This window comes from Paenarthrobacter sp. TE3676 (genome assembly GCF_056279165.1).
Genome location: NZ_JBWBQU010000003.1, coordinates 646543 through 653643 on the forward strand (window position 1 = coordinate 646543; position 7101 = coordinate 653643).

Consider the following 7101-nt stretch of genomic DNA (forward strand, 5'->3'; position numbering starts at 1 on the left):
CGAAGCGTGCAGAGCGGGCCGCGCAACGCGCAACTACGTATTGTGAGGCCTGCTCTGCGCGCAAAAGGGCTCGCGAAGCGTGCAGAGCGGGCCGCGCAACGCGCGCTCTACTGCGCAGGTGCCGATTCAGGTGCAGATTCCGGTGCGGAGGCGGAGCTGTCCGGGCGCGCCGTGAGGCCAAGCGAAGTGAATTCGCGAGCCAGTGCGGCGCCTAACTTTGCATGCCCGGCCGGCTTCAAGTGCACGCCGTCCTGGAGATCCCCGATTGCGTTATAGCGGGTGAGCCAGTCGCCCGCGCTGACGAAAGGTATGCCGTGCTTGGCGGCAATACGGCCTAGAAGGGCGTCGATTTCAGTGCGGCGTCCGCCTCCGTTGCTCACGCCCCTGGCAAGGGTTCCAATCATGGCCAAGGTGGTGCCCGGGTAGCGTTTCTTCAGGGCTGCGAGAAGCCGCTCGGCGTTGCTGGTGATCTGGGCGTCGGTGGCGCGTTGGGTGGCATCGTTGCCGCCGCCCTGGACCACGATCAGCGGTGGATCACCGAAGGGCAGTACCCAGTCACCGCGCTGCAACGCGTCGATGTAGTTGCCGGTCTTTCCGTTGGTGGCCACGTACCCGGTGCCGCCCATACCCACTACGTGCAATTTGTAGCCCATGGCTGCGATGCCCTGCTGCGGCCAGGAATCCTTCGGCATGGACTGGGAATCGCCAATAAGAACCGCGGTGTGGCGCACGTCGGCGAGAACCAGTTCGCTGCGGTTGTTCGCGGGGTTCTTATACAGGGATCCCACGGGCAGGTTGAGTGAACTGGGGGCAGGTGCAATCCTGAGCGGTTTGTCTGCGGCGGCTGTCTGCGCAGGCCCGGGCGCGGTCGATCCAGAGGGGGCGGTCATTGGTGCTGGGCTTGGTCCGCAGCCTACCGTTAGAACGCCAATGGCGATCAATGGTGCGAGCATACGGAACACGGCCGGAGCTTGTCGCATCGTTGTTCTCCACGTGGCACTGGTTCTGCAGCCCATCATGGTGCACAGCGCGGGGAAAATCCAGCATCTGGACTTGCGTTTACATAACAAGACAGCAGTGTGAGCAGCGCCACATCCGAGCGCTGAATAGCTTGCTTTTTAGGCTCAGAAATGCAACTGCGTTTAGACTGGATGCAGGTGCCCTGTGTCCCGGGGTCTTTTCGCTGTGTGTTCCGATCAAGTCGATCAGGTATGCGCGCGGATACAAACAGCTGACTTCACCACTGAATCGAGTCATTAACGCATGTCTGAAACCATCACCAACACTGCGTCGCGGAGCGATCTGCGCAACGTCGCGATCGTCGCACACGTTGACCACGGTAAGACCACCTTGGTCGACGCCATGCTCAAGCAGACCAACTCCTTCGCTTCCCATGGTGAGGTTGAGGACCGTGTCATGGACTCCGGTGACCTGGAGCGCGAAAAGGGCATCACCATCCTCGCGAAGAACACCACGGTTGCCTACAACGGCCCGTCGTCCAACGGCGAGACCATCACCATCAACGTCATCGACACCCCCGGCCACGCCGACTTCGGTGGCGAGGTTGAGCGCGGTCTCTCCATGGTTGACGGCGTCGTCCTGCTGGTCGACTCCTCCGAGGGCCCCCTGCCTCAGACCCGCTTCGTGCTCCGCAAGGCCCTTGCCGCGCACCTTCCGGTCATCCTCCTGGTCAACAAGACCGACCGTCCCGACGCCCGCATCGACGAGGTTGTCCACGAGTCCATGGACCTGCTCCTGGGCCTCGCTTCGGACCTCGCCGACGAAGTTCCGGACCTGGACCTGGACAAGGTTCTCGAAGTTCCCGTCGTCTACGCCGCTGCCAAGGTTGGCCGCGCGTCCCTGGATCAGCCGGCCAACGGCTCTGCTCCGGAGAACGAGGACCTTGAGCCTCTCTTCAAGACCATCATCGAGCACATCCCCGCTCCGACGTACAACCCGGACGGCGTGCTGCAGGCACATGTGACCAACCTGGACGCATCGCCTTTCCTTGGCCGCCTCGCACTGCTTCGCATCTACAACGGCACGCTCCGCAAGGGCCAGACCGTTGCCTGGGCGCGTGCTAACGGCGAGCTCAAGAACGTCAAGATCACCGAGCTGCTGGCTACCAAGGCCCTGACCCGTGTTCCTGCCGAGTCCGCTGGCCCGGGTGAAATCGTTGCTGTCGCCGGCATCGAGGAAATCACCATCGGTGAAACCCTCACGGACGCCGAGAACCCGCAGCCGCTGCCGTTGATCACCGTGGACGATCCCGCGATCTCCATGACCATCGGTATCAACACCTCGCCGCTGGCCGGCAAGGTCAAGGGCGCCAAGGTCACGGCCCGCCAGGTGAAGGATCGCCTGGACAAGGAACTGATCGGTAACGTCTCCATCAAGGTGCTCCCCACCGAGCGTCCTGACGCCTGGGAAGTCCAGGGTCGTGGCGAGCTCGCGCTGGCCATCCTCGTTGAGCAGATGCGCCGCGAAGGCTTCGAGCTGACCGTGGGCAAGCCGCAGGTTGTCACCAAGACCATCGACGGCAAGCTGCACGAGCCGATGGAACACATGACCATCGATGTGCCCGAGGAATACCTCGGCGCCGTCACGCAGCTCATGGCTGCCCGCAAGGGCCGCATGACCAACATGGCCAACCACGGCACCGGCTGGTGCCGCATGGAATTCATCGTTCCTGCGCGTGGCCTGATTGGTTTCCGTACCCGGTTCCTGACGGACACCCGTGGCGCCGGTATCGCTGCCTCCATCTCGGAAGGTTACGAGCCGTGGGCCGGACCGATCGAATACCGTACCAACGGTTCGATGATTGCCGACCGCGCAGGCGTTGTTACGCCCTTCGCCATGATTAATCTGCAGGAGCGCGGTTCCTTCTTCGTGAAGCCCACCTCCGAGGTTTACGAAGGCATGATTGTTGGCGAGAACTCCCGCGCTGATGACATGGACGTCAACATCACCAAGGAAAAGAAGCTCACCAACATGCGTGCCGCTTCCTCCGACACCTTCGAGAACCTGACGCCGCCGCGCGATCTCACCCTCGAAGAGTCCCTCGAATTCGCCCGCGAAGACGAGTGCGTCGAGGTAACCCCGGATGCCATCCGTATCCGTAAGGTCATCCTGGACTCCAACGAGCGCGCCAAGGCCAACCGCGCCCGCGCCAAGTCCTAGTCCTAACTGGCCTGAACCAGTTCGGAACAGCTGAATGAAGAGAGGAGCCGCCGGTTCGGTCCGTGGTATCGCCACGGCCGTTCTGGCGGCTCTTTTCGTTGCCCTGACTGGCACCGCATTGCACCGGCAGACCGTACTCTGGTCCGGCGTCGAACTCTCTTGGGGCGTGGCCGCAGCCTTGCTGCTGCTGGCGTCCATGCAGTTGTGGCTCGCTGCATGGTCCCGCTCGGTGATACCGACCGCGGTGGCAGGCGTGGTGAGCTATGCCGTCGTCGGCGTCCTGTCTTCAGCCGGCTCCGCCAAGCAGTTGATACTCGGCGACCTCGTGGGCAACGTGTGGGTCTTCGGCATCGGCGTAGTGACGTTAATCATGCTTACGGCTGTTAAACTGCTGGTTGTCAGTCGGCTGCGACGCGGACGGACTGCCGACGCGGCGGTGGCGGTGGAACCTCTTTCGCCGCGATAACCATTGCCAACGGAATCTCGACGTCGGCCGTACGGGTCCTGATGGTGCAGGAACCTTCCGTAGTTCCCACCAGATAGCCCAAGGCGTCCGTCAACCCGTCCTCGATCCTGTACCTGACCACCACCCGGATGCCTGGTTCTGCGGCGAGGAGGAATTGTCGGGGCGGCAAGTTCGGGGGAGTCACCGTTTCATACTAAGACGCGGGCTAGGTTGGCGTCAGCGCACTGTTGGATAATAGGCTCGGAAGTTGAGTGCCCGGCATGATGCCGGCCGTATTACCCCGGCCATCGCCGGGACAAACCGTGGAGAGGTCTGGGACGTGACGTACGTAATCGCGCAGCCGTGTGTAGATGTCAAGGACAAGGCATGTATTGAAGAATGCCCTGTCGACTGCATTTACGAAGGTGAGCGTTCCCTCTACATCCACCCCGATGAATGCGTCGACTGTGGAGCCTGCGAACCCGTGTGCCCGGTTGAGGCCATCTACTACGAGGATGACACCCCGGAGGAATGGGCCGACTACTACAAGGCCAACGTTGAATTCTTCGACGACCTCGGTTCCCCGGGTGGAGCAGCCAAGATCGGCAACACAGGCAAGGACCACCCGTTCATTTCCGCGCTGCCCCCGCAGAACCAAGACCACTAGGCGGTAGTTTCGGTGATTTCAGCGGCGCCGGCTTTCGGCCTGAACCTGCCTGACTACCCTTGGGAGGCCATGGCGCCGTATGTCGCCACGGCTTCCAAGCACCCCGGTGGCGCAGTGAATCTCTCCATCGGAACTCCGGTGGACCCCACCCCCGGGTTGATCCGCGAGGCTCTGGCCAACGCTGCCGATGCCCACGGCTATCCCACGGTTCACGGCACGGAGGCCTTGCGGGAGGCGGTTGTGCACTGGTTCGCCAGCCGTCGCGGCGTCCCGGGGCTGGACCCCAAGGACGTCATGCCTACCGTGGGTTCGAAGGAGCTCGTGGCGTGGTTGCCGTTCCTGCTGGGCTTGAGCGCAGGCGACGTCGTTGTGCGTCCCACCGTTGCGTACCCGACCTACGACATCGGCGCCTCTTTGGCAGGCGCCACGGCAGTTGCCGCTGACGATCTGGATGAACTCGATCCCGCCACCCGCGCGAAGGTCCGGTTGATCTGGATCAACTCACCGGGCAATCCCACAGGAAGCGTCCGTGACATCGAGTCGCTGCAACGGATCGTCGCCCAGGCCCGTGAGCTCGGAGCAGTAGTGGCCTCCGACGAGTGCTACGCAGAGCTGGGCTGGGGCGAATGGGATGTTCAGCGTGGCGGCGAAGCTGTCCCCAGCATCTTGGATCCCCGGGTTACCGGAGGTTCCACCGATGGCTTGCTGTGCGTCTACTCGCTCAGCAAGCAGTCCAACCTTGCCGGGTACCGTGCCGCATTCGTGGCCGGAGATTCGGCGATCATGGCCAATCTGGTCAACAGCCGCAAACATGCGGGCATGATCGTTCCCTACCCTGTGCAGGAAGCCATGCGCGTCGCTCTGGGCGATGCCGGCCATGTCCTGGCCCAGAAGGACCTCTACCGCGGACGCCGCGAGAGGATCGTGCCGGCGCTGGAGAACTTCGGACTGAAGATCCACGAATCCAAGGCCGGCCTGTACCTGTGGTCCACAGCCGGCGAAGCCACGTGGGATACGGTGGCGCGCTTCGCGGAACTCGGCATCGTGGTTGGCCCGGGCGTTTTCTATGGCGATGCCGGCAATGGCTTCATCCGCGTGGCGCTCACCGGCAGCGACGAACGAATTGATGCCGCCGTAGAGCGGCTTGGCACGGCCTCATAACAATGCTGTGACTTGCACCACTAATAGCGTTATTCCGCCAGTAACCGGACGATACGGATTAGTTCCGTAGGGTTACTGGCGGTAGCTTTTTAACTGACTATCAATGGTGGCCTTCTCTAAGAAAGCACTTCGGCCGTTGGAGCCCTGCAACAGTAGGGCCGAAGGCGGCGACACCAGAAGGTTGTTGGACAAGCGTTCGATAGAGGCCCTGAGGCCTCATGAAGGGGACTCCATGACTGAGACCACCAGCGCGACACTGCGCCATGCCGGCGGCGAACTCGAACTGCCGCGCATCAAGGTTGTAGAAGGAAACGAAGGTTATGACGTTTCCAAGCTGCTGAAGCAGACGGGCGCCGTCGCCTATGACCCCGGCTTCATGAACACAGCGGCCACCACCTCGGCCATCACCTACATCGACGGCGACGCAGGCGTACTGCGTTACCGCGGTTACCCCATTGAGCAGCTCGCGCAGCACTCGAGCTTCCTCGAAGTTTCCTACCTGCTGATCTACGGCAACCTCCCTTCTCCCACAGAGTTGGAAGAGTTTGATCAGAAGATCCGCCGTCACACGCTCCTGCACGAAGAGCTTAAGGGCTTCTTCGGTGGGTTCCCGCGTGACGCCCACCCCATGCCGGTGCTTTCCTCGGCTGTTTCTGCGCTGTCCACCTTCTACCAGGACTCGCTGGATCCCTTCAACGCGGAACACGTGGAAGTTTCCACCATCCGCCTGATGGCAAAGCTGCCTGTCATCGCTGCTTACGCGCACAAGAAGTCCATCGGCCAGCCGATGCTTTACCCGGATAACTCCCAGAACCTGGTGGAGAACTTCCTGCGCCTTAGCTTCGGCCTGCCCGCCGAGCAGTACGAAATGGATCCTGTGGTCGTGAAGGCCCTGGACCTCCTGCTCATCCTGCATGCGGATCACGAGCAGAACTGTTCCACGTCCACCGTGCGACTGGTGGGCTCGTCCAACGCGAACCTCTTCGCGTCGGTGTCCGCCGGCATCAACGCCCTCTTCGGCCCCGCTCACGGTGGCGCCAACGAGGCCGTGCTGAAGATGCTGCGCCAGATCCAGGCCGACGGCATCAAGCCCGAGGACTACATGGAGAAGGTCAAGAACAAGGAAGACGGCGTCCGCCTCATGGGCTTCGGACACCGCGTCTACAAGAACTACGATCCCCGCGCCAAGATCATCAAGGCAACGGCACACGAAGTTCTGGGCAAGCTCGGCGGCAATGACGAACTGCTGGACATTGCCATGCGCCTCGAAGAGAAAGCACTGGCTGACGACTACTTCATCCAGCGCAAGCTGTACCCGAACGTCGACTTCTACACCGGCCTCATCTACAAGGCCATGGGCTTCCCGGAGAAGATGTTCACTGTATTGTTCGCCATTGGACGACTCCCGGGCTGGATTGCCCAGTGGCGCGAAATGATCAACGATCCCCAGACCAAGATCGGCCGTCCGCGGCAGCTCTACACAGGGGAGCCGGAGCGCAACTACCCGGCCAACTGATACGGCAACAGCGTCAATAACGACGGCGGGCGGCCCCCCCGGGGGGGGGGGGGGGGCGCGCGCGGGGGGGGGGGGGGGCGGGGGGGGCCCGGGGGGGGGGGGGGGGGGGGGCGGCGGGGAGCGGTGGGGCGG

Annotated in this window: 7 protein-coding genes; 5 read left to right on the forward strand and 2 right to left on the reverse strand. The window is 62.5% G+C overall.

What is annotated here, in order from left to right:
• Nucleotides 1-107: 107 nt before the first annotated feature.
• Nucleotides 108-980, reverse strand: a complete 873-nt coding sequence (locus ACZ881_RS10605) for an SGNH/GDSL hydrolase family protein (RefSeq protein ID WP_414698772.1) — start codon at nt 978-980, stop codon at nt 108-110.
• Between the two features lie 283 nt (nt 981-1263).
• Here ACZ881_RS10605 and typA point away from each other — a divergent pair, with 283 nt between their 5' ends.
• Together typA and ACZ881_RS10615 are read left to right on the forward strand one after the other, a co-directional pair.
• On the forward strand, nt 1264-3180 hold the full coding sequence (typA, locus tag ACZ881_RS10610; RefSeq protein ID WP_089595701.1) for a translational GTPase TypA: 1917 nt from the start codon (nt 1264-1266) through the stop codon (nt 3178-3180).
• A 34-nt stretch (nt 3181-3214) separates the two neighbouring features.
• Nucleotides 3215-3646 carry a hypothetical protein gene (locus ACZ881_RS10615; RefSeq protein ID WP_476115006.1) on the forward strand — a complete coding sequence of 144 codons (432 nt, stop codon included), beginning with the start codon at nt 3215-3217 and terminating at the stop codon, nt 3644-3646.
• Here ACZ881_RS10615 and ACZ881_RS10620 read toward each other — a convergent pair.
• Nucleotides 3579-3830, reverse strand: coding sequence for a putative acetyltransferase (locus ACZ881_RS10620; protein ID WP_243836819.1), 252 nt, complete (start codon nt 3828-3830; stop codon nt 3579-3581). The two genes, ACZ881_RS10615 and ACZ881_RS10620, sit on opposite strands and share 68 nt — an antisense overlap.
• 135 nt (nt 3831-3965) lie before the next feature.
• On the opposite strand from ACZ881_RS10620, the gene fdxA reads away from it, so the two are divergent.
• The 3 genes from fdxA (at nt 3966) to ACZ881_RS10635 (ending at nt 6969) form a co-directional block, all read left to right on the forward strand.
• Nucleotides 3966-4292, forward strand: coding sequence for a ferredoxin (fdxA, locus tag ACZ881_RS10625; RefSeq protein WP_024817464.1), 327 nt, complete (start codon nt 3966-3968; stop codon nt 4290-4292).
• 12 nt (nt 4293-4304) lie between these two features.
• Nucleotides 4305-5453, forward strand: a complete 1149-nt coding sequence (gene dapC / locus ACZ881_RS10630) for a succinyldiaminopimelate transaminase (protein WP_476115008.1) — start codon at nt 4305-4307, stop codon at nt 5451-5453.
• 232 nt (nt 5454-5685) lie between these two features.
• Nucleotides 5686-6969 carry a citrate synthase gene (locus ACZ881_RS10635; RefSeq protein ID WP_091468769.1) on the forward strand — a complete coding sequence of 428 codons (1284 nt, stop codon included), beginning with the start codon at nt 5686-5688 and terminating at the stop codon, nt 6967-6969.
• Nucleotides 6970-7101: the final 132 nt, after the last annotated feature.

Bases quoted from the DNA above. Each gene is read 5' to 3' on its own strand.
- ACZ881_RS10605 (WP_414698772.1), bottom strand. From the start codon at position 980: ATGCGACAAGCTCCGGCCGTGTTCCGTATGCTCGCACCATTGATCGCC.
- typA (WP_089595701.1), top strand. From the start codon at position 1,264: ATGTCTGAAACCATCACCAACACTGCGTCGCGGAGCGATCTGCGCAAC.
- ACZ881_RS10615 (WP_476115006.1), top strand. From the start codon at position 3,215: ATGAAGAGAGGAGCCGCCGGTTCGGTCCGTGGTATCGCCACGGCCGTT.
- ACZ881_RS10635 (WP_091468769.1), top strand. From the start codon at position 5,686: ATGACTGAGACCACCAGCGCGACACTGCGCCATGCCGGCGGCGAACTC.